This is a genomic window from Pseudomonas sp. R38(2017) (assembly GCF_002112395.1).
Classification (GTDB): Bacteria; Pseudomonadota; Gammaproteobacteria; order Pseudomonadales; family Pseudomonadaceae; genus Aquipseudomonas.
The window spans coordinates 620,930-646,568 of sequence record NZ_NEHN01000004.1 but is presented as its reverse complement, the minus strand read 5'-3'; the positions used below and the strand labels follow the sequence as shown (position 1 = coordinate 646,568).

General features: G+C 61.0%; 25 protein-coding genes. 6 read left to right on the top strand and 19 right to left on the bottom strand.

Translation table 11 applies throughout. From position 1 onward, the window contains the following. Positions 1–12: 12 nt before the first annotated feature. From CAF87_RS12890 to coq7, 3 genes are all read left to right on the top strand, one after another. On the top strand, positions 13–801 hold the full coding sequence (locus CAF87_RS12890; RefSeq protein ID WP_007956321.1) for an SDR family oxidoreductase: 789 nt from the start codon (positions 13–15) through the stop codon (positions 799–801). Positions 802–881: 80 nt separating this feature from the next. Continuing rightward, positions 882–1,220, top strand: a complete 339-nt coding sequence (locus CAF87_RS12885; protein ID WP_003228789.1) for a histidine triad nucleotide-binding protein — start codon at positions 882–884, stop codon at positions 1,218–1,220. A 106-nt stretch (positions 1,221–1,326) separates the two neighbouring features. Beyond that, entirely contained in the window at positions 1,327–1,974 is a 648-nt protein-coding gene (gene coq7 / locus CAF87_RS12880) for a 2-polyprenyl-3-methyl-6-methoxy-1,4-benzoquinone monooxygenase (RefSeq protein WP_007956317.1), read from the top strand. Positions 1,975–2,034: 60 nt separating this feature from the next. On the opposite strand, the gene speD is transcribed toward coq7, so the two are convergent. Both speD and CAF87_RS12870 read right to left on the bottom strand, forming a co-directional pair. Further along, on the bottom strand, positions 2,035–2,829 hold the full coding sequence (gene speD / locus CAF87_RS12875; RefSeq protein ID WP_007956315.1) for an adenosylmethionine decarboxylase: 795 nt from the start codon (positions 2,827–2,829) through the stop codon (positions 2,035–2,037). Positions 2,830–3,064: 235 nt separating this feature from the next. Further along, positions 3,065–3,487, bottom strand: a complete 423-nt coding sequence (locus CAF87_RS12870) for an OsmC family protein (protein WP_007941657.1) — start codon at positions 3,485–3,487, stop codon at positions 3,065–3,067. Between the two features lie 236 nt (positions 3,488–3,723). Here CAF87_RS12870 and crp point away from each other — a divergent pair, with 236 nt between their 5' ends. Beyond that, the gene (gene crp, locus CAF87_RS12865; protein WP_085731722.1) at positions 3,724–4,368 is read left to right on the top strand and encodes a cAMP-activated global transcriptional regulator CRP; all 645 of its coding nucleotides are present in this window, start codon (positions 3,724–3,726) and stop codon (positions 4,366–4,368) included. A gap of 10 nt (positions 4,369–4,378) precedes the next feature. Here crp and CAF87_RS12860 read toward each other — a convergent pair whose 3' ends face one another. From CAF87_RS12860 to CAF87_RS12845, 4 genes are all read right to left on the bottom strand, one after another. Continuing rightward, a complete protein-coding gene (locus CAF87_RS12860) occupies positions 4,379–5,077 on the bottom strand; it encodes a lipoate--protein ligase family protein (protein WP_085731721.1) in 699 nt (232 codons plus the stop codon). Between the two features lie 95 nt (positions 5,078–5,172). Then, on the bottom strand, positions 5,173–6,009 hold the full coding sequence (gene trpC, locus CAF87_RS12855) for an indole-3-glycerol phosphate synthase TrpC (RefSeq protein WP_085731720.1): 837 nt from the start codon (positions 6,007–6,009) through the stop codon (positions 5,173–5,175). Then, the gene (trpD, locus tag CAF87_RS12850; protein ID WP_085731719.1) at positions 6,006–7,055 is read right to left on the bottom strand and encodes an anthranilate phosphoribosyltransferase; all 1,050 of its coding nucleotides are present in this window, start codon (positions 7,053–7,055) and stop codon (positions 6,006–6,008) included. Before trpD ends, trpC begins: the two co-directional genes overlap by 4 nt. Positions 7,056–7,064: 9 nt before the next feature. Further along, positions 7,065–7,658 carry an aminodeoxychorismate/anthranilate synthase component II gene (locus CAF87_RS12845; protein WP_007956309.1) on the bottom strand — a complete coding sequence of 198 codons (594 nt, stop codon included), beginning with the start codon at positions 7,656–7,658 and terminating at the stop codon, positions 7,065–7,067. Between the two features lie 404 nt (positions 7,659–8,062). Here CAF87_RS12845 and estP point away from each other — a divergent pair, with 404 nt between their 5' ends. Then, positions 8,063–9,973 (top strand): esterase EstP, encoded by a 1,911-nt coding sequence (gene estP / locus CAF87_RS12840; protein ID WP_085731718.1) that lies wholly within the window; start codon positions 8,063–8,065, stop codon positions 9,971–9,973. Between the two features lie 69 nt (positions 9,974–10,042). Here the strand turns inward: estP and trpE are convergent, their stop codons facing one another. The 10 genes from trpE to CAF87_RS12790 all read right to left on the bottom strand — a co-directional run bounded on the left by trpE (position 10,043) and on the right by CAF87_RS12790 (position 22,067). Next, positions 10,043–11,521 carry an anthranilate synthase component I gene (trpE, locus tag CAF87_RS12835; RefSeq protein WP_085709232.1) on the bottom strand — a complete coding sequence of 493 codons (1,479 nt, stop codon included), beginning with the start codon at positions 11,519–11,521 and terminating at the stop codon, positions 10,043–10,045. 71 nt (positions 11,522–11,592) lie between these two features. After that, on the bottom strand, positions 11,593–12,411 hold the full coding sequence (locus CAF87_RS12830) for a phosphoglycolate phosphatase (protein WP_085688443.1): 819 nt from the start codon (positions 12,409–12,411) through the stop codon (positions 11,593–11,595). Next, a complete protein-coding gene (rpe, locus tag CAF87_RS12825; RefSeq protein ID WP_003228808.1) occupies positions 12,408–13,082 on the bottom strand; it encodes a ribulose-phosphate 3-epimerase in 675 nt (224 codons plus the stop codon). The genes CAF87_RS12830 and rpe overlap by 4 nt, the downstream gene beginning before the upstream one ends. 114 nt (positions 13,083–13,196) lie before the next feature. Next, positions 13,197–14,345: an iron-containing alcohol dehydrogenase gene (locus tag CAF87_RS12820; RefSeq protein WP_085731717.1), complete on the bottom strand. Its 1,149-nt coding sequence runs from the start codon at positions 14,343–14,345 to the stop codon at positions 13,197–13,199. 106 nt (positions 14,346–14,451) lie between these two features. After that, positions 14,452–15,276: an ABC transporter permease gene (locus CAF87_RS12815; RefSeq protein ID WP_085709230.1), complete on the bottom strand. Its 825-nt coding sequence runs from the start codon at positions 15,274–15,276 to the stop codon at positions 14,452–14,454. A 12-nt stretch (positions 15,277–15,288) separates the two neighbouring features. Beyond that, positions 15,289–16,536 carry an ABC transporter permease gene (locus CAF87_RS12810; protein WP_085731716.1) on the bottom strand — a complete coding sequence of 416 codons (1,248 nt, stop codon included), beginning with the start codon at positions 16,534–16,536 and terminating at the stop codon, positions 15,289–15,291. Between the two features lie 66 nt (positions 16,537–16,602). Further along, the gene (locus tag CAF87_RS12805; RefSeq protein WP_085731715.1) at positions 16,603–17,646 is read right to left on the bottom strand and encodes an ABC transporter substrate-binding protein; all 1,044 of its coding nucleotides are present in this window, start codon (positions 17,644–17,646) and stop codon (positions 16,603–16,605) included. A gap of 48 nt (positions 17,647–17,694) precedes the next feature. After that, positions 17,695–18,819 (bottom strand): ABC transporter ATP-binding protein, encoded by a 1,125-nt coding sequence (locus CAF87_RS12800; RefSeq protein WP_085667439.1) that lies wholly within the window; start codon positions 18,817–18,819, stop codon positions 17,695–17,697. Between the two features lie 218 nt (positions 18,820–19,037). After that, complete coding sequence (locus CAF87_RS12795) at positions 19,038–19,667, bottom strand: response regulator transcription factor (protein ID WP_003228820.1); 630 nt, start codon at positions 19,665–19,667, stop codon at positions 19,038–19,040. Beyond that, complete coding sequence (locus CAF87_RS12790) at positions 19,668–22,067, bottom strand: PAS domain S-box protein (RefSeq protein WP_085731714.1); 2,400 nt, start codon at positions 22,065–22,067, stop codon at positions 19,668–19,670. A gap of 73 nt (positions 22,068–22,140) precedes the next feature. On the opposite strand from CAF87_RS12790, the gene CAF87_RS12785 reads away from it, so the two are divergent. Continuing rightward, on the top strand, positions 22,141–23,130 hold the full coding sequence (locus tag CAF87_RS12785) for an alpha/beta hydrolase family protein (RefSeq protein ID WP_085731713.1): 990 nt from the start codon (positions 22,141–22,143) through the stop codon (positions 23,128–23,130). Positions 23,131–23,178: 48 nt separating this feature from the next. Here CAF87_RS12785 and CAF87_RS12780 read toward each other — a convergent pair whose 3' ends face one another. The 3 genes from CAF87_RS12780 to CAF87_RS12770 are packed head-to-tail and all read right to left on the bottom strand — an operon-like array spanning position 23,179 to position 25,635. Continuing rightward, positions 23,179–23,946 carry a TerB family tellurite resistance protein gene (locus tag CAF87_RS12780; RefSeq protein WP_085731712.1) on the bottom strand — a complete coding sequence of 256 codons (768 nt, stop codon included), beginning with the start codon at positions 23,944–23,946 and terminating at the stop codon, positions 23,179–23,181. A 1-nt stretch (position 23,947) separates the two neighbouring features. Continuing rightward, positions 23,948–24,619, bottom strand: coding sequence for an N-acetylmuramate alpha-1-phosphate uridylyltransferase MurU (murU, locus tag CAF87_RS12775; RefSeq protein ID WP_085731711.1), 672 nt, complete (start codon positions 24,617–24,619; stop codon positions 23,948–23,950). Then, on the bottom strand, positions 24,616–25,635 hold the full coding sequence (locus CAF87_RS12770) for an aminoglycoside phosphotransferase family protein (protein ID WP_085731710.1): 1,020 nt from the start codon (positions 25,633–25,635) through the stop codon (positions 24,616–24,618). Before CAF87_RS12770 ends, murU begins: the two co-directional genes overlap by 4 nt. Positions 25,636–25,639 lie beyond the last annotated feature (4 nt).

Here is a 25,639-nt window from a genome sequence, read left to right as displayed (position 1 = left end):
ATGGAGAATTGCATGACCCGTTACGCTCTGATCACTGGCGCTTCCAGCGGCATCGGCCTGGCCATGGCCGAAGCCCTGGCCCGCCGTGGCCGCAGCCTGATTCTGGTGGCCCGACAGCGTGATCAGCTGGAAAGCATTGCGATTGAACTGACCCAGCGTTTTGGTGTGGAGGTGCTGTTCCGGGCCTGCGACCTGGGCGAGCCGTTGCGCCTGTCCGGTTTTTTGCTGGAGCTTGAAGAAGGCGACCGGCAGATCGATCTGCTGGTGAACTGTGCTGGCATCGGCACCTGCGGTCCGTTCCTGGCCCAAGACTGGATGACCGAGCAGGACCTTATCGAGGTGAACATCCTCGCCCTCACCCGCCTGTGCCACGCGATCGGCAACAGCATGGCCCTGCAGGGTGGCGGGCAGATTCTCAACGTAGCGTCGGTGGCCGCGTTCAATCCCGGCCCGTGGATGAGCACTTACTACGCCAGCAAGGCCTACGTCCTGCACTTCTCCGAAGCACTGCGGGTGGAACTGAAAAAATGCGCAGTGAAAGTCTCGGTGCTCTGCCCCGGCCCGACGCGCACGGCGTTCTTTCGCACAGCGCAACTGAACAACGACAAACTCAACGCCAGCAAACTGCTGATGAGCCCCGAAGAGGTCGCGCTTTATACCGTGCGCGCCCTGGAGAAAAACCGCGCGATCATCATTCCCGGGCGCCGGAACCGCTGGTTCGCCTTTCTGCCACGGCTGGGTTCGCGCTGGCTCAACCGCACCATCGTCGGCATGGTCAACAAAGCCTACTGCCCGCGCTGAAGGGCCGGCAGGCAAATGGCTGGGCGCGGTGATCCCTCGTGGGTACACTCAGCCCAGCTCACACAACGGAGAAAACAGCTGTGGATACTCTGTTCACCAAGATCATCAACCGGGAAATCCCGGCGAAGATCATCTACGAGGACGACCAGGTTCTGGCGTTCCACGACATCGCCCCACAGGCACCAGTGCATTTTCTGGTGATCCCGAAGAAACCGGTGCGCACCCTCAACGACCTGACCGAAGACGACAAAGCACTGGCCGGGCATATCCTGTTCACCGCTCAGCGTCTGGCGCTGGAGCTGGGTTGCGAAGAAGGCTTCCGGGTGGTGATGAACTGCAATGAAAAGGGTGGGCAGACGGTCTACCACATTCATATGCACGTACTCGGTCAGCGTCAGATGAACTGGCCGCCGGGCTGATCGAACTCGAAATCTGTGGGAGCGCCCTGCTCCCACATGACTCAGCGCAAACCTTCCCCGGCCGATTCGGTTAAACTGGCCGCCGAGATTCTTCCCGGAGGTCAGCATGACTACCCAACGTCACTATTCGCCAATTGACCGTCTTCTGCTGCAAGCCGATGCCGCGATGCGAACCCTGCTGCCCTTCAGCGGCCAACCGTACCGCCCGTCGCCAGCCATCGTGCAGCCCGACGTGCAGATGAGCGACGAAGACACCCGCCACGTCGCCGGCCTGATGCGCATCAACCATACCGGCGAAGTCTGTGCCCAAGCGCTATATCAAGGCCAGGCACTGACCGCCAAGCTGCCGCAGGTACGCGAAGCCATGGAGCATGCGGCCGAAGAAGAGATCGATCATCTGGTCTGGTGCGAACAGCGCATTCATCAGTTGGGCAGCCACACCAGCGTGCTCAATCCGCTGTTCTATGGCATGTCGTTCGGGATCGGCGCAGTTGCCGGACTGATCAGCGACAAGGTCAGCCTCGGCTTTGTCGCGGCGACCGAGCATCAAGTCTGCAAACACTTGAACGAGCATCTGGAACAACTGCCGGCCGAGGATGAAAAATCCCGGGCGATTCTGGAACAGATGCGTATCGATGAAGAACATCACGCAGAAAGTGCGCTGGAGGCTGGCGGTTTCCGCTTCCCGGCACCGGTGAAATTCGGCATGAGCCTGTTGGCAAAAGTAATGACCAAAAGCACCTACCGGATCTGAAAAACGCCCATAAAAAAGGCGACTGCCGCAAAGCAGTCGCCTTTTTTGTGCCTGGATTTCTTAGCTCGGCATATTGCGTGCGTAGAAGATTTCCAGCATTTCGTGTTTCACACGCTCGGTCACCTGAGCACGTTGCTCGGACGACAGATTGCTGGTGGCATCGCCGAACAGGTAGTTATCCAGTTCGAAGTTCTTCAGCAGCATTTTGGTGTGGAACAGGTTTTCCTGATACACGTTCACGTCGGTCATCTGGTACGCGTCGCGAGTATCTTCGGAAAGGTAGTTCTGGATTGAATTGATCTCGTGGTCGATGAAGTGCTTGTTGCCTTCAACGTCACGGGTGAAGCCGCGCACACGGTAATCCACGGTCACGATGTCCGAATCGAACTGGTGAATGAGGAAGTTGAGCGCTTTGAGCGGTGAAATGACACCACAGGTCGACACATCGATGTCCACACGGAACGTCGCAATACCGGCGTCCGGATGGATTTCCGGGTAGGTATGCACCGTGATATGACTCTTGTCGAGGTGGGCCAGGATGATTTCCGGCAGCGGACCCGGGGACTCTTCGATCTGGCTTTCGGTCGGGGTAACCGGTTCTTCCGAGATCAGAATCGTGACGCTGGCACCCTGAGGCTCATAGTTCTGACTGGCAATGTTCAGAATGTTGGCACCAATGATTTCGACAACTTCCGTGAGGATCTGCGTCAGGCGTTCCGCGTTGTACTCTTGATTGATGTACTCGACGTAAGCCTGCTGGTCTTGCGGGGTTTCCGCGTAGCAGATGTCATAGATGTTGAAGCTCAAGGTCTTTGTCAGGTTATTGAACCCGTGGAGCTTGAGTTTGCTTTTCACCGTTAAAAACTCTCTATGTATGCGGCCCGGCCGCGTGATCAAGCATGCCCGTCAAGTGCGAACAACGCACCTGCGTAGGACGGTTAACACCTCTTCGCGATGGCGATTTTGGTTATCTGTTCAGGCGGATGACCCGGGTTGACCGGTCACTGCCCTGAAAAAAGTGGCGCATTATGCAGACGTCAGCGGGGGATCGCCAGAGTCTGCACTGCTTTTATGATAGTTGAATGTCGGCTTAGCCGAGTTCGATGATTTCGTAGTCGTGGGTGATCGCTACGCCGGCCGCGCCGAGCATGATCGAGGCCGAGCAATACTTCTCCGCCGACAGCTCGATGGCGCGTTTGACCTGGGCCTCTTTCAGGCCACGGCCCTTGACCACGAAGTGCATGTGAATCTTGGTGAACACCTTCGGATCTTCGGTCGCGCGTTCGGCTTCCAGGAAAGCCTCGCAGCTTTCAACGGCCTGACGGGACTTCTTCAGGATGCTGACCACGTCGAAGTTGCTGCAACCGCCAACGCCCAGCAGGAGCATTTCCATCGGGCGAACACCCAGATTGCGACCACCGGCGTCCGGCGGACCGTCCATGACCACGACATGACCGCTGCCGGATTCGCCGAGGAACATGGCTTCGCCAGCCCATTGGATGCGTGCCTTCATCGCCAAGACTCCACTGTAGAAAAAAGGGTCGCCAGCTTAGCACAGGGCCCCGGTTTGACTGCGAGCGGTGATCCTAGGACCGATGCCTTTACCGCGTAGGTAATTTCTCGAATTTTCGACGAAGTGTCTGGTAAGCTGGCGCCAATTCACTGGCGCCCAGCCAGTTTTGGTAGCAACCGCCTCAGCGCCTCATATAAAAACCAAATATAACCGTGCAGTCTTTTCGGGATACAACCATGGTTGGTATTACCCCCACACCTAAAATCAAGAACCTCGACAAGCTGCTGATGTATTGCCAGCGCCGGCGCCATGCGGCCAAGAGCAACATCATCTGCGCCGGGGATCGCTCGGACACGCTGTACTTCATTATCCGCGGCTCGGTCACGATCCTGATCGAGGACGACGACGGCCGCGAGATGATCATCGCGTACCTGAATGCCGGGGATTTCTTCGGCGAGCTGGGCCTGTTCGAACAGGCCGGCCAGGAACAGGAGCGCAGTGCCTGGGTGCGGGCCAAGGTCGAGTGCGAAGTCGCGGAAATCAGCTACGCCAAATTCCGTGAGTTGTCGCAGCAGGATCCAGACATTCTTTACGTGCTCAGCGGACAAATCGCACAACGCCTGCGCAACACCACGCGCAAGGTCGGCGATCTGGCGTTCTTCGACGTCACTGGCCGTGTTGCTCGCTGCCTGCTGGAGCTGTGCAAGCAACCCGACGCGATGACCCACCCGGACGGCATGCAGATCAAGGTCACCCGCCAGGAAATCGGGCGGATTGTCGGTTGTTCGCGGGAGATGGTCGGTCGCGTGCTCAAGGATCTTGAAGAACGCAATCTGGTGGATGTGAAAGGCAAGACCATGGTGGTCTTCGGCACTCGCTGAGTTCGAAAACTCAGCCGGCGTAGATCTGCGCCAGCATCAAACGAAAGAGCTCATCGAGACGCGCCAAGGCATGGGGCGCCGGGAATTTCTCATGCAGCGCGATGTGGCTGGCGGCACGTACCCGTTGCTCCAGGCCACACGCCTCGTTGAAGCGATTGACCGCCGCGACCATCGATTCGCGTTCGTCCTCCAGCAGCATCGCACCATGCACCAAACCCACCGGGCGCTGACCGCCCTGACTCTGGCGCCAGCGTTGAGCGGTGCCCACCATCTTGCGTCCGTCTAGGTTGACGTTGAAACGACCGTCGCAGAATGCGCCGTCGATTTCACCCAGCGACGAGGTGCCGCCCAACTCATCCAGCAACTGACAGATCGGATCACACAGACGCCGGTAACCGGTTTCGATGCGGTTCAGATCACCTTCGCTGCGAGGCGGCGCGTAGACCAGTGCAATGTTGATGGTCGATGCCGATTGCGGAACTGGTTCACCACCGGTTTCACGCAGCAACACCGGCCAGCCGGCAGCAGCGGAGACTTCGCAGGCGTGATCGAATCCGGGCAAGCGGTTCAAACGGCGAGGCATGACCAAAGCGCGGTCGCTGGGCTGCCAGAACAGCAAGCCAAATTCAGCATCACCGGCGCAGACCGAGGCCAGCAGATCCTGTTCGGCTTGCAGGCCGACTTCGATGGTCAGGGAAGTGGGGATCATAAGGTTTCCATAGGACGTTAAGCCTGAGGTGAATCTTATGCTGCCTTCGCGGGCAAGCCCGCTCCCACAGGGGGCGGGTGCCTGCGAAAACTCGATCAGTCGAGGGTCGAACCGCTCACCGGAACGCCGCGCTCAGGGAAGAACAGGCGTTGCAGCTCAATGCCCGGGCTTTCGGCACGCATGAACGCTTCACCGACCAGGAACGAGTAAACATCGCTGATTTCCATCAGTTCGACATCGGCACGGTTGAGGATTCCGCTTTCGGTGATCACCAGACGATCACGCGGAATGCGCGGCAGCAGGTCGAGGGTGGCTTCCAGGCTCACGTCGAAGGTGTGCAGGTTACGGTTGTTGACCCCGACCAGCGGCGTGTCAAGAGTCTTCAATGCGCGCTCCAGCTCATCGCCGTCGTGCACTTCCACCAGCACATCGAGACCGACGCCTTTGGCCACCGAAGCCAGTTCGGCCATTTTCACGTCATCCAGCGCGGAGACGATCAACAACACGCAATCGGCGCCCAAGGCACGGGCTTCGACGATCTGGTACGGATCGATCATGAAGTCCTTGCGGATCACCGGCAGCGAGCAGGCCGCGCGGGCCTGTTGCAGGTAGGCATCGGCGCCCTGGAAGTAGTCGATATCGGTCAATACCGACAGGCAGGTCGCCCCGCCCTTCTCGTAGCTTTTGGCGATGTCGGCGGGAACGAAGTTCTCGCGGATCACGCCCTTGCTCGGCGACGCCTTCTTGATTTCGGCGATCACTGCCGGTTGTTTCTTCTTGGCCTGCGCCAGCAAGGCACGGGCAAAACCTCGGGGTGCATCGGCCGCCTTGGCCAGACTTTCCAGCTCGCTCAGGCTCACACGGGCGCTACGCTCGGCGACTTCCTGAACCTTGCGGGCCAGAATGTTTTCCAGAACCGTCGGTACACTCATCCCTCATTCTCCACTTTGAATACCGCGGTAAAGGCACCCAACTCCTCGAGCTTTTCCCGAGCGAGGCCGGTGTGCAGAGCGTCGTGGGCAAGCGCCACGCCTTCTTTCAGACTTGTTGCCAGATCGGCCGCGTACAGCGCCGCACCGGCATTGAGCACGATCATTTCCGCAGCCTTCTGGCCGTTCTCGGTCTTGCGCTTGCCCAGCGCGTCGCGGATCAGTGCCAGCGAGGCTTCCGGGCCTTCGACCGACAGACCGTGCAGGCTCTGGCTCTTCATGCCCAGATCCTCCGGCTCGACCCAATATTCGGTGATCTCGTTGTTCTTCAGCTCGGCCACAAAGGTCGGTGCAGCAAGGCTGAACTCGTCCAGACCGTCCTTCGAGTGCACCACCAGCACATGTTTGCTGCCCAGACGCTGCAAGACTTCGGCCAAGGGCCGGCACAGGGCCTGAGTGAACACGCCGACTACCTGATGTTTGACACCGGCCGGATTCGTAAGCGGGCCGAGCATGTTGAACAGGGTACGCAGGCCCAGGTCGCGGCGCGGGCCGGCGGCGTATTTCATGGCTTTGTGATGCGTCTGGGCAAACATGAAACCGATGCCGACGTTGTCGATACAACGCGCCACCTGAACCGGGGTCAGGTTGAGGTAGATCCCGGCGGCTTCAAGCAGGTCGGCGCTGCCGCTCTTGCCCGACACCGCGCGGTTGCCATGCTTGGCCACGGTGCAACCGGCAGCAGCTACGACAAAGGATGAAGCGGTGGAAACGTTGAAAATGTTTGCACCGTCACCGCCGGTACCGACCACATCGACCACGCCGTCGAGAGTCTTGAGTTCGACCTGATCGGCCAACTCGCGCATCACCGACACCGCGCCGACGATTTCGTCGATGCTTTCGCTCTTCATGCGCATGGCCATCATGAACGCGCCGATCTGCGCGTCCGTGCATTGACCGGTCATGATTTCGCGCATCACGTCGCGCATTTCTTCGGTGCTGAGGTCGAGGTGATCGACGATACGGCTCAGGGCTGTCTTGATATTCATGGAGAGTCCTTAGCGCGTGCCGCCGGTTTGTTTGAGGAAGTTGGCGAACAGTTCATGGCCCTGTTCGGTGAGGATCGATTCCGGGTGGAACTGTACGCCCTCGATGTTCAGGGTCTTGTGACGCAGGCCCATGATTTCGTCGACCGAGCCGTCATCGTGCTGAGTCCACGCGGTCAGTTCCAGGCAATCGGGCAAGGTCTCGTGCTTGACGATCAGGGAATGATAGCGGGTGACCGTCAGCGGGCGATTCAGACCGGCAAATACGCCCTTGTCCTCGTGGAATACCGGGCTAGTCTTACCGTGCATCACTTGCCGGGCACGTACCACGTCACCGCCAAAGGCCTGGCCGATGGACTGGTGGCCGAGGCAGACACCGAGGATCGGCAGTTTGCCGGCGAAGTGCTTGATGGCTTCGATGGAGATACCGGCTTCGGTCGGCGTGCACGGACCGGGGGACACCACGATTCGTTCCGGGTTGAGCGCCTCGATTTCGGCGATGGTCAGCTCGTCGTTGCGCACGACCTTGACCTCGGCACCCAGCTCGCCGAGGTATTGCACAACGTTGTAAGTAAAGGAGTCGTAGTTGTCGATCATCAGCAACATGGCGTTTCGAACCTCTTGAATTCTGACTTGGAAACAGCCTTCGGATGACTTGCCAGGACGCTGCACAATGTCGGACGCACAGGTGGCGACGGCAAAGCGGCATTTCAAACGGGCAAGGAAGGCAAAGCGATACAGATCCGGCAGGGCCGGCAGAAAAGATTCAGGCGCGCCAACGCCAGCGGGCGTGTGCCTTGATGACTTGATCCAGGAGTTTGCTGGTGATCAACACGGGGAAGGTCTCGTTCATACGTTCCCGCACAGTAACTTAGCTGGGCAGAGCGTGCAATATGGCCGGGCCTGACGGGGGGGAAAACTATGGGAGGGTTGACGACCGATGGCAAAACGCCGGAGGTTTTTGGTACTGTCGTTTCGTTCCATACAACAATAAATAAACGGACTTGCTCATGATCAAACAGACATTGTTTGTACCGCTCGCCGGATGCCTGCTCGCAATCGCCTGCGCCCAGGCGAGTGCCGCGCCCAATCCTTATTCGAACTTCGTTGTCTTCGGGGACAGCCTCAGCGACGCAGGGACGTTCTCCGACCCTGACGGTCCGACGGGCTCGGTCAAGCGATTCACCAACCGTACAGGCCCGAACTACCAGGACGGCAGCGGTGAGTTCTACTCCCTGAACGCCACCCAATTGATCGGCGGTCGACTGGGCTTCACGCCGAATCAGACGGCGTCCGCTGATTCGGCGGTACGCGCCGGCCAGGGTTTGCCGGACGGCAATAACTGGGCAGTGGGCGGCTACCGAACTGACCAGATTCTCGACTCGATCACCACTACATCCGCCAGCGGTGAACGCACCCGCGCCGGCTACCTGCCGTCGAACGGTTTGCGCGCCGACCCGAATGCGCTGTATTACCTGACCGGGGGTGGCAACGACTTCCTGCAGGGGCGCGTCACAAGTCTGCCTCAGGCCAACGCCGCCGCCGATCGACTTGTCGACAGCGTACGCACCCTGCAAGGCGCGGGCGCTCGCTACATCATGGTCTGGCTGCTGCCCGACATCGGCCTGACCCCAGCCATCAACGGCTCGCCGCTGCAAAGCTTCACCTCGCAACTCAGTGCCCAGTTCAACACCGAACTGGTGAGCCAACTGCAGACGGTCAATGCCAACGTCATTCCGCTGAACATTCCGGTTCTGCTGAAGGAGGCGTTTGCCAATCCCGCGCAGTTTGGCCTGGCCACTGATCAGAACCTGGTCGCCACCTGCTTCAGCGGCGACGGCTGCACCGAGAACGCCCGGTACGGGATCAACAGCGCCACGCCGGACCCGACCAAGCTGATCTACAACGACTCGGTACACCCGACCGAAGCCGGGCAACGCTTGATTGCCGACTACGCCTACTCGTTGCTGGCCGCCCCGTGGGAACTGACCCTGCTGCCGGAAATGGCCCAGGGCACGTTGCGCGCACATCAGGATGAACTGCGCAATCAATGGCTGGCCGACTGGGAAAACTGGCAAGGCGTCGGGCAATGGCGAGCGATTGTCTCCGCTGGCGGCCAGCATCAGGACTTCGACGACCAGCATGCAGGGGCAAGCGCCGACGGCAACGGTTACAACCTGAACATCGGTGGCAGCTACCGCCTCGACGACGCCTGGCGTGTCGGTGTGGCGGCGGGTTTCTATCACCAGAAAATCGAAGCCGGCGACAACGACTCCGAGTACAAACTCAACTCCTACATGGGCACCGCATTCGCCCAGTACCAGCAAAACCGCTGGTGGGGTGACCTGGCCGTTACCGCCGGACATCTGGACTACGACAGCCTGAAGCGCAAGTTCCAGCTCGGAGTCAACGAACGTGGCGAGAAAGGCGATACCGACGGCTACGTACTGGCCATCGGCGGCCGCATCGGCTACGACATCGCGCCAGAGGCGAGCAGCCCATGGCACCTGTCGCCCTTCGTCAGCGCAGACTTTGGCAAGGTGGAAGTGGATGGTTACTCGGAGAAAGGCGCAGACGCCACTGCGCTGACCTTCGATGATCAGTCGCGCAACTCCCGCCGTCTCGGCCTCGGCATCCAGGGCAAATACCAGATCACCGCACAGACCCAGGTCTTCGGCGAATTCGCCCACGAGCGCGAATACAACGACGACGCCCAGGATCTGACGATGAACCTCAACAGCCTGCCGAACAATCGCTACACCCTGGAAGGCTACACACCGCAGACCAACCTGAACCGCCTGAACCTGGGCGTCAGCCACAACCTCACCAAGGAAGTCGCCCTTCGCGCCAGCTACAACCTTCGCAAGGATGACGACTTTACCCAGCAAGGGGTCAATATCGGCGTCAGTCTCGACTTCTGATCAGTCGGCAATAAAAAACGCGGCGCCCTCACAGGCGCCGCGTTTTTTTGTGGCTGAATCCCCCGTCGCTCAGTCCGGGGTTTGTTCCGCCAGCGCAACAGCCCGGAACATCGCCCGACGCTTGTTGATGGTTTCTTCCCACTCCAGCGCCGGCACCGAGTCGGCAACGATGCCGCCACCGGCCTGCACGTGCAGCTCGCCGTTCTTGATCACTGCGGTGCGGATCGCAATGGCGGTATCCATGTTGCCGTTCCAGGCGAAGTACCCAACCGCGCCGCCATACACCCCACGCTTGACCGGCTCCAGTTCGTCGATGATTTCCATCGCGCGGATCTTCGGCGCCCCGGACAAGGTGCCCGCCGGCAGAATCGCCCGCAGCGCGTCCATGGCGGTCAGTCCGGATTTCAGCTGGCCGGTGACGTTGGACACGATGTGCATCACATTGGAATAACGCTCGATGACCATTTTCTCGGTGAGTTTCACCGAACCGATTTCCGAAACGCGACCGGTGTCGTTGCGACCGAGGTCGATCAGCATCAGGTGCTCGGCGATCTCCTTGTCGTCCGACAGCAGGTCTTCTTCAAGCGCCACGTCCGCCTCTTCGGTAGCCCCGCGAGGACGGGTGCCGGCAATCGGGCGTACGGTGATCAGATTGTCTTCGACCCGCACCAGCACTTCCGGCGAACTGCCGACGACGTGGAAATCGCCGAAGTTGAAGAAGTACATGTACGGCGTCGGGTTGAAGCAACGCAGCGCGCGGTACAGATCGATCGGTGCAGCCTTGAAGTCGATCGACATACGCTGGGACGGCACCACCTGCATGCAGTCACCGGCGAGGATGTATTCCTTGATGGTGTCGACGGCTTTTTCGTAGTCGTCCTGGGTGAAACTGGAGCGGAACACCGGCTCGGCGGCCTGCTGCTTGCTGAAGTCCAGGCCACGGCGCGGGGTGATCGGCTGACGCAGTTTTTCCAGCAGTTCCTGCAACTGCGCCTGGCCCTGCTCGTAGGCATCGGCCTGCGCCGGGTCGGCCAACACGATCGCGTGCATCTTGCCGGCGAGGTTGTCGAACACCACCACCGCGTCGGAGACCATCAGCAGGATGTCCGGCACACCCAGCGGATCCGGGTTCGGGCATTTGCCGAGGCGCTTCTCTACATAACGCACGCAGTCATAACCGAAGTAACCCACCAGACCGCCGTTGAAGCGCGGCAGACCGGCAATGGTCGGCACGTTGTAGCGGGCCTTGAAGGTTTCGACGAAGGCCAGCGGGTCTTCGACGTCATGGCTTTCGGTCTCGACGCCATCGACGGTGATACTCACGTGATGGTCGTGAACCCGCAGCACGGTGCGGCATGGCAGGCCGATGATCGAGTAACGGCCCCATTTCTCGCCGCCCTGCACCGATTCGAGCAGATAGGAGTTGGGCTGGTCGGCCAGTTTCAGGTAGATCGACAGCGGTGTGTCGAAGTCGGCCAGGGTTTCGCAGGCCAGCGGGATGCGGTTGTAGCCGTCAGCGGCCAGACGCAGGAATTCTTCGCGGATCATAGGTTGCCTCGTGGTGTGAGGTGCAAATCAGTCAGGTGTGCAAACGCGCCGGCAGGCCGGCCAGGAACAAGTCAGGCGCGCCAACGCCAGCGGGCCAGGGCCTTGATGACTTTCATCCAGAGTTTGCGGGTGACCACCACGATGGCGTTTCCAGAAGGGGATTGAGAAGCGTCGGGCAACGTTATCTCAGCGGCCGTATCCAGGCAACCGGGAATTAGCTTGCGCAGATCGTCGATCACCAGCGCCGGGGATTCCTCGGCAATCGGCCGGCCATGGTTGTAGCCATAGCTGAGCGCGACACATTTGACCCCCGCCGCTTTCGCCGCCAGCACGTCGCTGCGCGAATCACCGACGAACAGCGATTGCGAGGCCGGGATGCCGGACATCTTCATGACAAAGAACAGCGCTGCCGGATCAGGCTTTTTCTGCGGCAACGTATCGCCGCCGATGATCCACTTGAAGTAGCGGCCGATCTTCATCTGATCCAGCAGCGGCGCGACGAAGCGCTCCGGCTTGTTGGTGATCAGCGCCATGGCCACGCCCTGCTTGTGCAGCCATTTCAGGGTGTCGCGCACGCCGGGATAGACCACGGTCAGCTCATGGCTGGCGCCGTAGGCTTCCATGAACACCTCCAGCGCATGCTCGGCTTCGACGTCATCCACGGCGGAATGGTCGATGCCGCCGGCCAAGGCGCGGCGTACCAGCACCGGCGCGCCGTTGCCGACCCACTCGCGCACCGACTCGATACCGGCAGGCTTGCGCCCGAGGGAGAGCAGCATGTTATCCACAGCTGCCGCCAGGTCGGGTACCGAGTCGATCAGCGTGCCATCCAGATCGAACATCACCAACCGCGGCAGTTGCCCCGGGAACAGCTGCTCAAATCCGCTCATGGGCGAGCCAGCGCCAGTTCGGAACGCATCTTGTCGATGACTTCCTGATAGTTCGGCGCATTGAAGATCGCCGAGCCGGCCACGAAGGTGTCGGCGCCGGCAGCGGCGATTTCACGGATGTTGTTGACGTTGACGCCGCCGTCGATTTCCAGGCGGATGTCACGGCCCGAGGCATCGATGATCGCGCGCGCTTCGCGCAACTTGTCGAGGGTGCCGGGGATGAACTTTTGCCCGCCGAAGCCCGGGTTGACGCTCATCAGCAAGACCATGTCGACCTTGTCGATCACGTACTTGAGCACGTCCAGCGGGGTCGCCGGATTGAACACCAGGCCGGATTTGCAGCCGCCCTCACGGATCAGTTGCAGCGAACGATCGACGTGCAGCGTGGCTTCCGGGTGGAAGGTGATGTAGGTGGCGCCGGCCTCGATGAAGTCGCCGACGATGCGATCCACCGGGCTGACCATCAGATGCGCGTCGATCGGCGCGGTGATGCCGTACTTGCGCAGCGCGGCGCAGACCATCGGGCCGATGGTCAGGTTCGGCACATAATGGTTGTCCATGACATCGAAGTGAACGAAGTCGGCACCGGCGGCCAGAACGTTGTCCACTTCCTCGCCCAGGCGGGCGAAGTCGGCGGAGAGAATCGACGGAGCAATAACGAAGGGCTGCATGACGCACCTTTTCTGAGCTAAATCACGATGGCGCGCATTGTATACCTCAAGTTTCCGCGCGCGCACCGTGACCGCGATGATTGGGTTGTGCCATGACCGGCGGCCGGCAGTTTCTCAGTAGGCCGCCCGGTAGATCTTCTCGATGTCGGCGGCGCTGAGCTTGCGCGGGTTGTTGCGCATCAGGCGCTCGATCCCCGCGGCCTCTACGGCCATGGCCGGGATCGCCTCTTCGGGCACGCCGAAACTGTGCAAACCCTGCGGAATTTCCACCGCCGAACACAGTTCGGTCATCGCTGCGACGGCGCTGTCGGCCGCTTCATTGAGACTCAGATGAGCGGTCTTCACCCCCATGGCTTCGGCAATATCCTGCATCCGTTCGACGCAGGCCATCTTGTTCCAGGTCATCACATACGGCAGCAACAACGCGTTGCTCACGCCGTGGGCAATATTGAAGCGCCCACCCAGCGGATACGCCAGCGCGTGCACCGCACCGACCCCGGCATTGCCGAACGCCATGCCGGCCATCAGGCTGGCGGTGGCCATGTCCTCCCGAGCTTGCAGGTTGGAGGGATTGGCGTAGGCCTTGGGCAATGACCGGGCGATCAACTTGATTGCGCCGATGGCCAGCGAATCGGTGATCGGTGAGGCATTCAGTGACAGATAAGACTCGATGGCATGCACCAGCGCATCGACGCCACTGGCGGCGGTGACACTGCGCGGGCAGGTCAGGGTCATCTGCGGACTGACCAGCGCCACGTCCGGCAACAGATAATCGCTGACGATCCCCTTCTTCAACTGGGCGACCTTGTCCGAAAGAATCGCCACGTTGGTCACCTCGGAACCGGTGCCGGCCGTGGTCGGGATGGCGATCAGCGGCGGCCCCTTGCGCGGCACCTGATCAACGCCGAACAGATCTTCCAGCGCACCGTGGTAACCGGCGTACGCGGCGACACTCTTGGCGATGTCGATGGCACTGCCGCCGCCCAGACCGATCAGCCCGTCATGCCCGCCCTCGCGATAGACGCGCATGCAGTCCTCGACGATGGCGATTTCCGGATCCGGCAGCACCCGGTCGAAAATTTCGTACTCGCGCTCGCCGATCTGCGCCAGCGCCAGCTCCACCGTGCCGGACTTGACCAGTGCGGCATCGGTGACAATCAGCGGGTTATCGATATCCAGCCGCGTGAGCTCGACCGCCAGTTGTTCGATGGCCCCGGCGCCGGTGATCAGTTTGTGAGCGATCTTGAACGAGGAAAGACTCATCGTGCGCAGCCTCTTATAGATGTGGGAGCTGAGCACAAGCGTAGCTGGGGAATTGGGGTTGTCTGTCATTCAGCGCATGAATGACAGACAACCGCATTTGTCGACGTCAGACCTGAGCAGTACGCAGCTTCTCACTCCGCCCACGCAACCACTCCAGCGTCAGCAGCAGAATCACCGAGAAGGCAATCAGCAGAGTTGCAGCCGCCGCAATCGTCGGGCTCAGGTTCTCGCGAATCCCGCTGAACATCTGCCGTGGCAACGTCGCTTGCTCGGGACCTGCGAGGAACAACGTCACCACCACTTCATCGAACGATGTCGCAAAGGCAAACAACGCCCCGGAAATCACACCCGGCGCAATCAGCGGCAAGGTCACCCGACGGAATGTCACCAACGGCGAAGCGCCAAGACTGGCCGCCGCCCGCACCAGGTTATGGTTGAACCCCTGCAACGTCGCTGACACGGTGATGATCACGAACGGCACACCCAGCACCGCGTGCACCACGATCAGCGAGAAGAAACTGTTGCCCAGGCCCAGCGGTGCAAAGAACAGATAACTGGCCACACCGATGATCACCACCGGCACCACCATCGGCGAAATTACCAGCGCCATCACCAAAGCCTTGCCGGGAAAATCGCCACGGGTCAGGCCGATGGCCGCCAGCGTGCCGAACACCATCGCCAGCACCGTCGCCGCCGGGGCGACGATGATGCTGTTCTTCAGCGAGCGCATCCATTCCGCCGAGGCGAAGAAGTCCTGATACCAGTGCAGCGAGAAACCTTGCAGCGGGTACACCAGGAAGCTGCCCGAGTTGAACGACAGCGGCACGATCACCAGCACCGGCAGGATCAGGAACAACAGGATCAAGCCGCAGAGAATCCGCAAGCTGTAGAACCACACCCGCTCGACGGGCGACATATAAGGACTCAGCATTTCAAATTCCCCTTAACTCAGGCGCAGGCGACTGGCGCCTACCAGCCAGCTGTAGATCAGATAAAGCACCACGGTCGCCAGCAGCAACAGCCCGCCCAGCGCAGTGGCCATGCCCCAGTTGATGCTGGTGTTGGTGTAGAACGCGACGAAGTAGCTGACCATCTGATCGTTCGGACTGCCCAGCAGCGCCGGGGTGATGTAGTAGCCGATAGCGAGGATGAACACCAGCAGGCAACCGGCGCCGACACCGGCGTAGGTCTGCGGGAAGTAGACCCGCCAGAAGCTGGCGAACGGATGACAGCCGAGGGAAATCGCGGCGCGCATGTAGGTCGGCGAGATGCCTTTCATCACGCTGTAGATCGGCAGGATCATGAACGGCAGCAGGATGTGCACCATCGAGATGTAGACCCCGGTGCGGTTGAACACCAGCTCCAGCGGCTTATCGATCACGCCCATCGCCATCAGCGCGCTGTTGATCAATCCGCCGGATTGCAGCAACACGATCCACGCCGCGACTCGTACCAGGATTGAGGTCCAGAACGGCAACAGCACCAGAATCATCAGCAGGTTGCTTTGACGCGACGGCAGGTTGGCCAGCAGGTACGCCAGCGGATAGGCCAGCACCAGGCAGATCACGGTGATGATCAGGCCCATCCAGAAGGTCCGGGCGAAGATGTCGAGGTAGATCGCCTGATCCGGGGTGGCCGGGGCCAGTTCGCCGAGGTCATCGATGCGATGGTCCACCGCCGCCAGCAGATAGAACGGGGTGATGCTGCTGGTGTTGCGCTTCACAGCCTGCCAATAGGCCGGATCGCCCCAGCGTTCGTCGAGGCCTTCCAGCGCTTCTTTATAGGAGGCCGGTTCGCTGGCGAATGGCAGCGAGCGGGCGGTTTTGGTCAGCAGGCTGCGATAGCCGGCCAACTCCATGTTCAGGCGCTTGGACAGATCGCCCAGGGTCTGGTTTTTGCGGGCCTCGGCGAGGTCTTCGCCGGCGGCCTTGTAGACCGGTTCAGCGGGCAGTCCGCGACCGTCCCAACTGGCGATGGCAGCCACGGTGCGTGGCATGCCGCCTACGACTTCCGGGTTGCCGACGCTTTTGTAGAGCAGCGCCACGATCGGCACCAGGAACACCAGCAACAGAAACAGCACCAGTGGCGCGATCAGCGCCTGGGCCTTCCAGCGGTTGACCCGCTCGGCGTGCTTGAGCCGCTGCTTCAAGGTGGGGCTGCTGCCCTCGTTCAGGGGAACGGCGATGGCCATGACGTACTCCGCAAATCTTTTGAATGACGGCGTCACCCCGAGGGTGACGCCGCGTATGCATCAGCCTTACTTCGCAGCCCAGGAATTGAAGCGCTGCTCCAGTTGCTCACCGTTGTCAGCCCAGAAGCTGACGTCGATCTGCACCTGGTTGGCGATGTTTTCCGGGGTGGTCGGCATGTCTTTCAGGACATCCTTGGCCAGCAGCGGCACAGCCTGGGTGTTGGCCGGGCCGTAGGCGATGTTTTCCGAATAGGTCTTCTGCTGTTGCGGCTGCACCGAATAGGCGATGAATTTCTTCGCCGCTTCCGCACGTTTGGCGTCCAGGCCTTTCGGGATGGCCCATGCGTCGAAGTCGTAGATGCCGCCGTTCCACACCACTTTCAGGTTGGACTCTTTCTGCACGGCAGCGATACGACCGTTGTAGGCGGAGCTCATGACCACGTCACCGGAGGCGAGATACTGCGGTGGCTGTGCGCCGGCTTCCCACCACTGGATGCTTGGCTTGAGTTCGTCCAGCTTCTTGAATGCGCGATCCTGACCATCTTTGCTGGCCAACACTTTGTAGACGTCTTTCGGCGCAACGCCGTCGGCCATCAGTGCGAATTCGAGGGTGTACTTGGCGCCTTTGCGCAGGCCGCGCTTGCCCGGGAATTTCTTGGTGTCCCAGAAATCCGCCCAACTGGTCGGTGCGGTTTTCAGTTTGTCGGCGTTGTAGGCCAGTACGGTGGACCATACGAAGAAGCCCACGCCGCACGGCTGGATCGCGCCTTTGACGTAGTCTTCGGTCTTGCCGAACAGCGCAGGATCGAGCTGCTCGAACATGTCTTCGTCGCAGCCACGGGACAGTTCCGGCGATTCAACCTCCACCAGATCCCAGGACACGCTCTTGGTATCGACCATGGCTTTGACCTTGGCCATCTCACCGTTGTACTCGCCGGCGACGATCTTGCCGTTGCCCGCCGCTTCCCACGGTGCGTAGAAGGCTTTGACTTGCGCCGCCTTGTTCGCCCCGCCAAACGACACCACGGTCAGATCCGGGCCGGCGGCCATTGCGCTTGCCGCACCCATCAGGCCCAGGGTCAGGGCTGTGAACTTCAGGGATCTCAACATTTATTGTTCTCTCCACGTGCAGGGTTGGTGTTGGTAATGCCGGGGCGCTTAATGCGCCTCTAGAAGAGGATCAAGCGCGCGAACGTGCTCGACCTGCCAGCCAAGCGGAACCACGTCGCCGACCGCGAGCGCAGGATCGAGCTCGGCAATCGGTTGTTTCACGAAGAAGTCGGTCTTGCCGCAGACTTCCAGGCGCACCCGGACGTGGTCGCCCAGATAGATGAATTCGGCCACCCGCCCGGAGAAGCGGTTGACGCATTGGTCGCTCGAACCGTTGAGGCTGACGCGCTCCGGCCGGATCGACAGGGTGACGGGTTCGCCGGTCTGGCCGATGTTGACCGCCAGCGCCTCGACCTTTTCCCCACGACCCAGCTCGACCACACAGCGCTCGCCGCTCTGGCTGAGCAGGCGACCGTTGAGGCGGTTGTTCTCGCCGATGAAGTTGGCGACGAAGGTGTTTTTCGGTTCTTCGTAGAGGGTGCGCGGCGGGGCGATCTGCTGGATCTCACCCTGATGAAACACGGCAACGCGATCGGACATGGTCAGGGCTTCGCCCTGGTCGTGGGTCACGTAGACCACGGTCACGCCGAGGCGCTGGTGCAGGTGTTTGATTTCCATCTGCATGTGTTCGCGCAGCTGCTTGTCGAGAGCGCCGAGCGGTTCGTCCATCAGCACCAGTTGCGGCTCGAAGACCAGCGCACGGGCCAGCGCCACACGTTGTTGCTGACCGCCGGACAACTGCGCCGGATAGCGCGAAGCGAAGGCATCGAGCTGGACCATGCTCAGGACTTTCTTGACCTTGTCGCTGACGTCGCTCTTGTTCAGACCGCGCACGGTCAGCGGGAACGCCAGGTTCTCGGCGACGGTCATGTGCGGGAACAGCGCGTAGTTCTGGAACACCATGCCGATGTCGCGCTTGTGCGGCGGCACGTTGTTGATCGCGCGTCCGGCCAGGAGGATTTCCCCGGCGGTTGGTGTTTCGAAACCGGCGAGCATCATCAGGCTGGTGGTCTTGCCGGATCCGGACGGCCCGAGCAGGGTCAGGAATTCGCCCTTGCGGATGTCCAGGTTGAGGTCTTTGACGATCAGGTTCTCGCCGTCGTAGCTCTTCTGCACTCCACGAAAGCTGACCAGCACATCGCTGGCCCCTGCGTTTGATTCGACCTGGCTCATACCCACACCTTTGTTATTGATGACTGCTGTGGGATTAAGCCTAGTGGCTGCCTGCAGTCACGCAAATCGGGGCGCAGGAGAGAATCGCCTCAGCCGGATGGAAGGCCGGGGGTAGGGATTGCCCTACAAGGATGGCGCGTTTGGACACGTCAGGTGCGAGCCCTGAAGTTCCAGCCGCAGGAACCGGCAAAAGCGCCTGTCGTTATTGGATATGGGAGTTAGAGGAGTTTGTGTTCCATCGCATACTTCACCAGCTCGGCAAGTGAGGTGATGTTGAGTTTCTGCATCAGCCGCGCCTTGTGGGTGCTGATGGTCTTGCTGCTCAGGGCCAATTGCTGGGCGATGTCGTTGACGTTGGCGCCCTGAGCCAGGCGTTCGAACACCGAGAACTCGCGTTCGGACAACAACGAATGCAGCGGCCGCGTATCGGTCAGGCCGACTTCGAAGACCATGCGGTCGGCCAGTTCCGGATCGATGTAGCGCCCGCCTGCCGCGACCTTGCGGATCGCTGTAAGCAGCAATGCCGGATCGCTGTCCTTGGTCGCATACCCGGCAGCGCCAACCTTCAGCGCCCGGGCGGCCATCTGCGCCTCGTCGTGCATCGACAGCACCAGAATCGCCGGCGGATTGTTCAGTGCGCGAATACGCGGAATCGCCTCCAGCCCGTTGACCCCGGGCATGGAAATATCCAGCAGCACCACCTCGCAGGGCACGCTGCGCAGGGTTTCGAGCAACTGCTCGCCATTGCTCGCCTCCCCCACGACTTGCAGATCCTTGGCCAGGCCGATCAATTGCTTGATGCCTTCGCGAACGATGGTGTGGTCTTCAGCTACCAGTACACGGATCACTTACTTCTCCTCATCAAGTGGCACCCGCACGCTCAGTGTGGTGCCCTCGCCCGGTTCGCTGTCGAGTGACAACTGACCGCCCATGATCAACACCCGCTCACGCATGCCCACCAATCCAAAGGACGTCGGCCTACCCGCAGCGGCGACAAATCCTACGCCATCATCGCTGACCGTCAGACACAATTCGTCGCCTTCCTGCGTCAGCGTCAGCTCCACAGTATGCGCCTGGGCATGGCGCATGACGTTGGTCAGCGCCTCTTGAAGAATACGGAACAGGCCGATGGCCTTGGCGTCGCTGAGCGGCGGCAGATTGTCCGGCACCTGCACCAGACACGGAATCTGCGTGCGCGCCTCGAATCGCCGAGCCTGCCATTCGATCGCCGAAGCGATCCCCGCATCGAGAATCGGCGGGCGCAATGCCGTCGCCACATCGCGCACCAACTGGAACAGTTGGGCGATCAGGCGTTTCATGCTGTTCAGGCGCTCGTTCAGACCAGGATCGAGTTGCGCGTAGGCCAGTTCGCACATCGACGTCTCCAGTTTCAGCACCGTCAACATTTGCCCCAGTTCATCGTGAACTTCGCGGGCAATGCGCGCCTTCTCCTCTTCCCGCACGCTTTCGAGGTGCGCCGACAGTTCGCGCAGTTGTTCGCGCGATGCCGCCAGTTCCAGTTCGATGCGTTTGCTTTCGGTGATGTCCCAGACGATGCCGTCCCAGACGTAGGCGCCGTCCTCCAGTTGCCGGGTAATGGCCTTGATCTCGGCCCAGCGCTGCTCGCCCTGGCGCGTCAGGATCCGCCCCTGCCACGACCAGTCGCTGTCGGTGTCCAGTGCCCGGTCCTGAGTCTGGTGATAACCGGCCTTGTCGTCCGGATGCACCAGGCTGCGCAGACCCATGTCGCGATGGGCGATGGCGGCCGGTGCGTAGCCCACCAGATTTTCGCTGCCCTCACTGATGTAGGCAAAGTCGATCTGCCCGGTCACCGGCGCCCGTTCCAGACGGAACACCAGCCCCGGCACGTTGGCGGCGATGCCCTGCAAGCGCGCCTCGCTTTCCTGCAACGCGGCCAGGGCCCGCCGACGCTCGGTCACGTCAGTGAGATAAACCACCAGATATTCGCTGTCGCGAAACCGCAGAAAACTCAACGACACATCCGCCGGCAGGATGCTGCCATCCGCCCGCACACAACTCGTTTCAAAGCTGAGCGGCCCTTCCTCACTGGCCCGGGCGCGCTTCCACAGATTGAGCCAGCGATCCATGTGCAGGCCGGGTTCGAAGTCGATCAGCGGTCGCTCGATCAGCGCGCCCTGTGGATAACCCAGCATGTGCTCCGCCGCGCGGTTGGCGTAGCGCACGTGACTGTCCCAGTTGACCCAGAGAATGCCGACGGTGCTCTGGTCGATGGAAAACTGAGTCAGGCGCAGAGCTTCTTCGCTGGCCGCGCGCAGGGCAATGTCTTCCCGGGCAGCGAGCAGGCGTTGTTCAAGGCTGTGTTGCTGGCGCCGTTGCCACAAGACGATTGCCGCACAACTGAGCAACAACACGGCGAACAGCAGACTCAGGTTCTGCCAGAACCCCGGCGATTCCGAGAGCCGCGGGTATTTGGGTTGCAGCCATTGCGTGTGCAGGCGCTCCAGATCTTTCGCCGGAATTGCCCGCAAGGCACTTTCGACGATCCCGGCCAGCTCCGGCCAGTCGCGACGGGTGGCAACTCGCAACAGTTGCGGCAGACCGATGTCACCGACCACCACCAGCCCGGAAAACTCCGGCTCTGTCGACAGACGCCCCAGTTGCGCTTCATCCACCACCGCGTAAGACGCCTGCTGACTCAACAGCAACTGCAAGGCCTGACGCTCCAGCGGCACGCCTTGCAGATTCAGATGGGGATAGTTGCCGCGCAGATAATCAGCGGTGACGCTGGGCATGCGCACGGCCACCCGGGCCTGGCTGTCGAGCTTTTCCAGCTCGACCGAACTGCTGACTTTCTGATCGCTGACCACCAGTTGCGGCACGCGCATGTAAGGATCGGAAAACTGCCAGAGACGTAGCGAGCCAGGCGTCTGGGTCAGGCCCGGGGCGATATCGATCTCGCCGTCCCGCGCGGCGGCTTCAAGTTGTTCGATATCGGGGAAGTTGCGCCATCTGAGTTCGATGTCGAGGGCCTTGGCCATCCACTTCATCAACTCGACATTGGCCCCGGACAGCCGCTGCAGACGCCGGTCGTATTGCGCGTACGGCGCCTGCAGAATCAGGCCGACGCGTAATTCATTGTGCTGGGCGAGCCACTGCTGCTGGCTCATCGACAACTGCGCAACATGGCTCGACGGCGCAGGCGCGGCCCACCCCATCAAGGGAAACGCCAGACAGCCGATAACCCACAGGCAGCAAAAACGCATCATTGAAATCTCATGACCTGACAAATTCTGACCAACCCTTTAGGCTGCCGGGATAATTTCTGGCCTGGAATAACCGATGCCCCCTGTCTCTCGCCTGGCAATGCCAGCATTGTGCCTGTCGCTGATCCTGCCTTGTGCGTTTTCCGTCGAAGCCGCCGATCCGGCTCCCGCCGCTACCGCGGAAAAGCCCGCCGAAGAAAAACCGGTCGAACGCCAGCCATTGCTTGAGCGTAGTCAGGAAGAAGCCTCGGCACTCGAACGCAAAATCCCGGCCCAGGAACAACAACAGTTGCAGGCCGGCAGCGACACGTTCCTCGCGCTGTGGAAACCGGCCAACACGGCCGACCCCAAAGGCGTGGTGATCCTGATCCCCGGTACCGGCGAAACCGCTGACTGGCCCCAGGCGATCGGCCCGCTGCGGCGTAAATTGCCGGACGTCGAGTGGAACAGCCTGAGTATCACCCTACCTGACCTGCAAAGCGATGCCATCGCACCGCGTGTGATCGAAGCGCCCGCAGCGCCGAAAACCACCGATGCAGGCAGCAAGGATTCGACCACCGCCCAACCGATCGAGCAAGCCGCTGGTGGTGAAGCGGACGTGGCTGACAAGGTCGTTGCCGAAACCACCGAAGAACAGGCCAAGGCCGACGCCGAACGAATCTTCGCCCGCATCGACGCGGCGATCGCCTACGCCGAACAGCAAGGCGCACACAGCATCGTGGTCCTCGGTCACGGTACAGGCGCCTATTGGGCCGCGCGTTTCCTCAACGAAAAGCAGACGGCACAAGTGGAAAAGCTGGTGATGGTCGCCGCGCAAGTACCGCCCAAAGCCAAGCCTGAACTGGCAGAACTGACGCCACTGCTGAAGCTGCCGACGGCCGATATCTTCTACATGGACAAGCCGCTGGATCGCAACGCCGCACTGGAGCGTTTACAGGCCAGCAAACGCTTGAAGACGTCGTCGTTCAGCCAGGTAGCGCTCAAGGCGTTGCCCGACAACAAGGCCGAGCAGGAGCAATTGTTCCGCCGGGTGCGCGGCTGGTTGAATCCGCAAAACCCGGACTGAGCGACCACACAAAAAAAGATCGCAGCCTGGGCTGCGATCTTTTTTTGTCTAGCGGAAATCCCGCCGCTCGCGAATCAATGTGTAGGCATTGTGCAATTCGCGGGTCTTTTCAGTCGCTTCGAGCACCTGGGCCGCCGTCGCTCCACTACCGGCCACCTTGTCCGGATGATGGCGACTGAGCAGGCGACGATAAGCGCGTTTGATCTGGGCCGGTTCGCTGGTTGCCGACACCCCGAGCAGGCGCATCGCATCCTGATAACTCACCGCGGCGCTGACGATCGGGCGCTTGTTCGGCTCGTAATCCGCCGCCAGCGCCTGAAGCTGGTGCGTCGTCCAGCCCAGCCACTTGCCCCATTGCGCCAACAATTCGCGTTCGCTGCTGCCAGCCCGACCATCCGCCCAGACCATCCGCCAGCAGGCACGCAACACGCCCTCGGCCGCATGGGGCTGAGCACTGAGACGCCGCAGATAACCGCGCAGGCGATCCCCGCCGGACTTGCCGCGATTGAACGCGGCAATGGCCCGGCGCTGCGCCGACTCACTCATGTCCAGCGCGCGCATCTCCTGACGCGCCTGCTGGATATGGCCGTCGGTAACCCGTCCGTCACTCTTGGCCAGACGCCCGAGCAAGACGAACAACAACTCGTCGTTGCGCAGCATCGGCTGGCCGCCGAGTTTTTCCCGCAAATGCCCCCAGCTCTGCAAATGCAGACGCCGATCCAGCGCCTGCCCCAACAAAGCCCCAAGCATGGCCCCCGGAATGCTGGCGATAGCAAAACCCGCTCCGGCTCCAATCAGAGTCCCTGGCCACAACATATCAGCGACTCGCTTCTATCAAGGTTTCGGCTTCAGCCAGACGCTCGTGCGTCCCGACATCGACCCAGTGGCCTTTCAGTCGCTCACCGCTCACCTGCCCGTTCGCCATGGCTTTGCGCAGCAACGGTGCCAGTTTGAAGGCGCCGTCCGTGCAGCCGTCGAACAGTTGCGGATGCAGCACGGCGATGCCGCTGTAGGTCAGGGTCGGCGAGTCCGGTTGGCCGTCCTGTACCTGATCACCGATCAGGCTGAAGTCGCCGGTCGGGTGATGGGCGGGGTTATCAGCCAGCACCAGATGCGCCAGTCCGGTGATCGGCTGGTGCAGCACGCTGAAGTCGTAATCGGTCCAGATGTCACCGTTGACCACCAGAAACGCTTCGTCGCCGAGCAAAGGCAAGGCGCGGAAGATACCGCCACCGGTTTCAAGCGGCTCGCCTTCGGGCGAGTAACGGATGCTCAGGCCGAATTGCGAACCGTCGCCCAGGTAATCTTCGATCTGCTGACCGAGCCAGGCATGGTTGATCACGATTTCGCTGAAACCCGCCGCAGCCAGGGCACGCAGGTGATACTCGATCAACGGTACGCCGCCAGCGCGCACTAAAGGTTTCGGGGTGGTCAGGGTCAGCGGACGCATGCGCTCGCCTTTGCCGGCCGCCAGAATCATTGCCTTCATGCAGTCGCTCCACCACGCAGGCTGGCCAGCAGCGCTTGCAGCTGTGACAACTCGGGACGGCGCGCGATCACCGCTTCTATATAAGAGAAGAAGCGCGGCACATCGGCGAGGTAGCGAGGTTTGCCATCGCGGTGGCAGATGCGGGCGAAGATACCGATAACTTTCAGGTGACGCTGCACGCCCATCAGGTCGCTGGCGCGCAGAAAGTCTTCGAAGTCCGGCTGCACGGGGATATTTAACGCTGTCGCCTGCTGCCAGTAGCTTTCCAGCCAGCCGCGCACACGCTCTTCAGGCCAACTGAGGAAGGCGTCCTTGAACAGGCATGTCACGTCGTAAGTCACCGGCCCGTACACCGCGTCCTGGAAATCCAGCACGCCGGGGTTCGGTTCGCTGAGCATCAGGTTGCGCGGCATGTAGTCGCGGTGCACCAGCACTTTTGGCTGGGCCAGCGCGCTGTCGATCAGCAACTCGCTGACCTGCTGCCATTGCTGCTGTTGCGTGGCGTCGAACTCCACGCCCAGTTCGCGCTTCACGTACCACTCTGGGAACAGTTCCAGTTCGCGACGCAACAGCGCGACGTCATAGCTCGGCAGCGGTGCCACCATCGGCAACTGCTGAAAAGCCAACAGCGCCTGCAAGGCATCGCTGAACAATGCGTCGGCATTTTCGCCATTGATCACGTCGAGATAGGTCTTGTTGCCCAAGTCATTGAGCAAAAGAAATCCGCGTTCGAGGTCTTCTGCATAAATTTTCGGCACGTTGATACCGGATTTCGCCAGCAAAAAGGCGATATCCACGAACGGTTTGCAGTTTTCCTGGGGGGGCGGCGCGTCCATCACGACGAAACTGCGACCGGCACCTTCCCAACGGAAATAACGGCGGAAACTCGCGTCGCTGCTGGCCGCAGTCAACGTGGCCGGGGGTACGGCACCCCAGCCCTGCTCGGCAAAAAGGGTCGCCAACTGTTCATCGAGCCAAACTTTCAGGTGTTGCAAGCGTACATCTTGGTCAGGCATTGCA

Coding starts and splice junctions, on each gene's coding strand:
- CAF87_RS12890 (WP_007956321.1), top strand. CDS start 13: ATGACCCGTTACGCTCTGATCACTGGCGCTTCCAGCGGCATCGGCCTG.
- coq7 (WP_007956317.1), top strand. CDS start 1,327: ATGACTACCCAACGTCACTATTCGCCAATTGACCGTCTTCTGCTGCAA.
- CAF87_RS12870 (WP_007941657.1), bottom strand. CDS start 3,487: ATGAAGGCACGCATCCAATGGGCTGGCGAAGCCATGTTCCTCGGCGAA.
- crp (WP_085731722.1), top strand. CDS start 3,724: ATGGTTGGTATTACCCCCACACCTAAAATCAAGAACCTCGACAAGCTG.
- CAF87_RS12860 (WP_085731721.1), bottom strand. CDS start 5,077: ATGATCCCCACTTCCCTGACCATCGAAGTCGGCCTGCAAGCCGAACAG.
- trpC (WP_085731720.1), bottom strand. CDS start 6,009: ATGAGTGTACCGACGGTTCTGGAAAACATTCTGGCCCGCAAGGTTCAG.
- trpD (WP_085731719.1), bottom strand. CDS start 7,055: ATGAATATCAAGACAGCCCTGAGCCGTATCGTCGATCACCTCGACCTC.
- CAF87_RS12845 (WP_007956309.1), bottom strand. CDS start 7,658: ATGTTGCTGATGATCGACAACTACGACTCCTTTACTTACAACGTTGTG.
- estP (WP_085731718.1), top strand. CDS start 8,063: ATGATCAAACAGACATTGTTTGTACCGCTCGCCGGATGCCTGCTCGCA.
- trpE (WP_085709232.1), bottom strand. CDS start 11,521: ATGATCCGCGAAGAATTCCTGCGTCTGGCCGCTGACGGCTACAACCGC.
- CAF87_RS12830 (WP_085688443.1), bottom strand. CDS start 12,411: ATGAGCGGATTTGAGCAGCTGTTCCCGGGGCAACTGCCGCGGTTGGTG.
- rpe (WP_003228808.1), bottom strand. CDS start 13,082: ATGCAGCCCTTCGTTATTGCTCCGTCGATTCTCTCCGCCGACTTCGCC.
- CAF87_RS12820 (WP_085731717.1), bottom strand. CDS start 14,345: ATGAGTCTTTCCTCGTTCAAGATCGCTCACAAACTGATCACCGGCGCC.
- CAF87_RS12815 (WP_085709230.1), bottom strand. CDS start 15,276: ATGCTGAGTCCTTATATGTCGCCCGTCGAGCGGGTGTGGTTCTACAGC.
- CAF87_RS12810 (WP_085731716.1), bottom strand. CDS start 16,536: ATGGCCATCGCCGTTCCCCTGAACGAGGGCAGCAGCCCCACCTTGAAG.
- CAF87_RS12805 (WP_085731715.1), bottom strand. CDS start 17,646: ATGTTGAGATCCCTGAAGTTCACAGCCCTGACCCTGGGCCTGATGGGT.
- CAF87_RS12800 (WP_085667439.1), bottom strand. CDS start 18,819: ATGAGCCAGGTCGAATCAAACGCAGGGGCCAGCGATGTGCTGGTCAGC.
- CAF87_RS12790 (WP_085731714.1), bottom strand. CDS start 22,067: ATGATGCGTTTTTGCTGCCTGTGGGTTATCGGCTGTCTGGCGTTTCCC.
- CAF87_RS12785 (WP_085731713.1), top strand. CDS start 22,141: ATGCCCCCTGTCTCTCGCCTGGCAATGCCAGCATTGTGCCTGTCGCTG.
- CAF87_RS12780 (WP_085731712.1), bottom strand. CDS start 23,946: ATGTTGTGGCCAGGGACTCTGATTGGAGCCGGAGCGGGTTTTGCTATC.
- murU (WP_085731711.1), bottom strand. CDS start 24,619: ATGAAGGCAATGATTCTGGCGGCCGGCAAAGGCGAGCGCATGCGTCCG.
- CAF87_RS12770 (WP_085731710.1), bottom strand. CDS start 25,635: ATGCCTGACCAAGATGTACGCTTGCAACACCTGAAAGTTTGGCTCGAT.